This window comes from Streptomyces murinus, assembly GCF_002154555.1.
Classification (GTDB): domain Bacteria; phylum Actinomycetota; class Actinomycetes; order Streptomycetales; family Streptomycetaceae; genus Streptomyces; species Streptomyces murinus.
Genome location: NZ_MUNF01000728.1, coordinates 1 through 1,960, shown reverse-complemented (window position 1 = coordinate 1,960; position 1,960 = coordinate 1). Strand labels below are relative to the sequence as shown.

Here is a 1,960-nt window from a genome sequence, read left to right as displayed (position 1 = left end):
TGGCCGCCCTGCTGGTGCTGTCGGTGGGCCGGCGCGCGCCCCTGCGCCTCGTGCTCACCGGCGTGGCCCTCACCGCCGTACTGGGCGGCATCGCCCTCGGGCTGCGGCTGATGAACCCGAAGCTGTTCGACGCCTACCGGTTCTGGTCGGTCGGCACCCTCGCCGGACGCGAACAGGAACCGCTGACCCTGCCGCTCGTCGCCATCGGCGTCGCCCTGGTGGCGGCGCTGGCGCTGGGGCGGTCCCTCAACGCCCTGGCACTGGGCGAGAACGTGGCCCAGACCCTGGGCGCCGGGGTGGCCCGCACCCAGGCCGTCACCCTGGTGCTCATCACCGTGCTCAGCGGCGCCGCGACCGCGGTGGCGGGCCCCATCCTGTTCGTCGGCCTCATCGTGCCGCACCTCGCCCGCAGGGCGGCGGGCGGCTCGGTGCCCTGGCTGCTGCTGTACTCGATGGTGCTCGGTCCGGTGCTGCTGCTGGCCGCCGACACCGCGGCCCGGGTGCTGCTGCCCACCGGGGAGATGCCGGTGGCCATCGTCACCGCGTTCCTCGGCGGCCCCATGCTGATCTGGACCGTCCGCCGCTACGGGGCGGGGGCACTGTGAGCGGGTACGCGCCGCGGGTGGCGCGCCGCCCGCTGCTGGTCGCCGTCGTCCTGGCCGCCCTGGTCCTCGCGCTCGGCCTGCTGGGGCTGTGCTACGGAGCGTCCTGGGCCACCCCCGGGGAGGTGCTGTCCGCCCTGACCGGGCGGGAGCGGTCCGTGGTGATCCTCGACTGGCGGCTGCCCCGGGTGGCGGCGGGCGCCGTCTTCGGGGCAGCGCTCGGGGTGGCGGGAGCCATCTTCCAGAACCTGACCCGCAATCCCCTCGGCAGCCCCGACGTGATCGGCCTGGACGCCGGCTCCTACACCGGGGCACTGTTCGCCATGACCGTGCTCTCGGGCACATCGGCGCAGCTGGCCACCTCCTCGGTGGTCTGCGGACTGCTCGTGTCGGCCGTGGTCTATCTGCTCTCCGCCGACCGGGGCTTCTCCGGGCTGCGGCTCGTGGTGATCGGCATCGCGGTCAACGCGATGGTGACCGCGCTCAACTCCTGGATCGTGCTCCGCGCCGACCTGGACATCGCGATCGCCGCGGTCGGCTGGAGCGCCGGTTCGCTCAACGGCGTGGACTGGTCGGACCTGTGGATCCCGTTCTGGGTGATCGCCGTACTGCTGACGGCCATCGCCGTGCAGGCCCGTGCCATGCACCAGACCGCTCTCGGCGACCCGCTCGCGGTCACCACCGGGGTCGCGCTCGGCCGGCTGCGGCTGCTCATGGTGCTGGTCGGCGTCGGCTGCACGGCGACGGTGACCGCGGTGGCCGGGCCGATCGCGTTCATCTCGCTGGCCGCTCCGCAGATCGGCCGCAGGCTCGCCGGCTCGGCGGGCATCCCGCTGCTCCCGGCCGCCCTGACCGGAGCCGTCCTGCTCCAGGGCGCCGACCTGATCGCCCAGGCGCTGCTGGCGCCGGTCGCTCTGCCCGTCGGCGTGGTGAGCACCGCGGTCGGGGGCTGCTATCTGATCTGGCTGCTGACCAAGGAGGTGAGGCGCGCATGAGCGCACGCCTGACCGCGCGGGAGATCACCCTGCGCTACGGCGACCGGGTGGTGGCCACCCGGCTGAGCCTCGACATACCCGACGGCGCGTTCACCGCGATCGTGGGACCCAACGCCTGCGGGAAGTCCACCCTGCTGCGCGCCTTCGTCCGGCTGCTGCGCCCCGCCGAGGGCCAGGTGGAACTCGACGGGCGCGAGGTCGGCTCGTACCCGTCCAAGGAACTCGCCCGCCAGGTCGGCTTCCTGCCCCAGGACCCGCTGGCCCCGGACGATGTGAAGGTACGGCAGCTCGTCGCTCTCGGACCACAGGGACAGCAGCGACTGGTGCGGGAACCGGCCGCGGGCGACGAGCTGCCGTACCTTC

Annotated in this window: 3 protein-coding genes; all 3 read left to right on the top strand. The window is 73.7% G+C overall.

What is annotated here, in order from left to right:
* Window positions 1-605: FecCD family ABC transporter permease (locus tag CCN72_RS34000; RefSeq protein ID WP_143664293.1), on the top strand; the 605-nt coding region annotated here is incomplete at its 5' end.
* Window positions 602-1,597 (top strand): FecCD family ABC transporter permease, encoded by a 996-nt coding sequence (locus CCN72_RS33995; RefSeq protein WP_244174615.1) that lies wholly within the window; start codon window positions 602-604, stop codon window positions 1,595-1,597. The genes CCN72_RS34000 and CCN72_RS33995, both read left to right, overlap by 4 nt.
* Window positions 1,594-1,960, top strand: a 367-nt coding sequence (locus tag CCN72_RS33990) for an ATP-binding cassette domain-containing protein (protein ID WP_244174614.1), incomplete at its 3' end; no start/stop codon positions are given. The genes CCN72_RS33995 and CCN72_RS33990, both read left to right, overlap by 4 nt.